General features: G+C 66.0%; 1 pseudogene. It reads right to left on the bottom strand.

The window, feature by feature from the left end:
- Nucleotides 1-704, bottom strand: a pseudogene (locus H8B02_RS47635) (IS256 family transposase); the annotation flags it as partial.
- Between the last annotated feature and the right edge of the window lies 1 nt (nt 705).

The raw sequence follows: 705 nt of genomic DNA, 5'->3' as shown, positions 1-705 counted from the left end.
GCATTTTGGCGACGGTCGCCTTGATGCCCTCATGGGCGTCGGAGACGACCAGCTTGACGCCGCGCAGGCCGCCGCGGGCGAGCTTGCGCAGGAACGCCGTCCAGAATGTCTCAGCCTCCGAGGGACCAATGTCCATGCCGAGAACTTCGCGCCGACCATCACTGTTAACGCCGACCGCGACGATCACCGCGACCGACACGATGCGCCCCTGCTGGCGCACCTTCACATAGGTGGCGTCGATCCACAGATACGGCCAGTCGCCCTCGATCGGGCGAGCGAGGAACGCCTTCACCTTGCCATCGATCTCCGCGCACAGCCGCGAGACCTGGCTCTTGGAGATGCCGCTCATGCCCATCGCCTGCACCAGATCGTCCACCGAGCGGGTCGAGACGCCTTGCACATAGGCTTCCTGCACCACGGCGGTGAGCGCCTTCTCGGCCATCCGGCGCGGCTCCAGAAAGCCCGGGAAGTAGGAGCCCTTGCGCAGCTTGGGGATACGCAGATCGACCGTGCCGGCGCGGGTCTTCCCAGGTCCGGTCGCGGTAGCCGTTGCGCTGTGCCAGACGCTCGGGGTTCTTCTCGCCGTAGCCGGCCCCGGTCTGGCCTTCCACTTCCAGCTCCATCAATCGCTGGGCAGCAAAGCCGATCATCTCGCGCAGCAGATCCGCATCAGGGGTCTTCTCCACGAGCGTGCGGAGGTTCATC

Source organism: Bradyrhizobium altum (assembly GCF_020889705.1).
Taxonomy (GTDB): domain Bacteria; phylum Pseudomonadota; class Alphaproteobacteria; order Rhizobiales; family Xanthobacteraceae; genus Bradyrhizobium; species Bradyrhizobium altum.
Note: the sequence above shows the minus strand (reverse complement) of the source record. Positions and strands in the feature narration are given on the sequence as shown.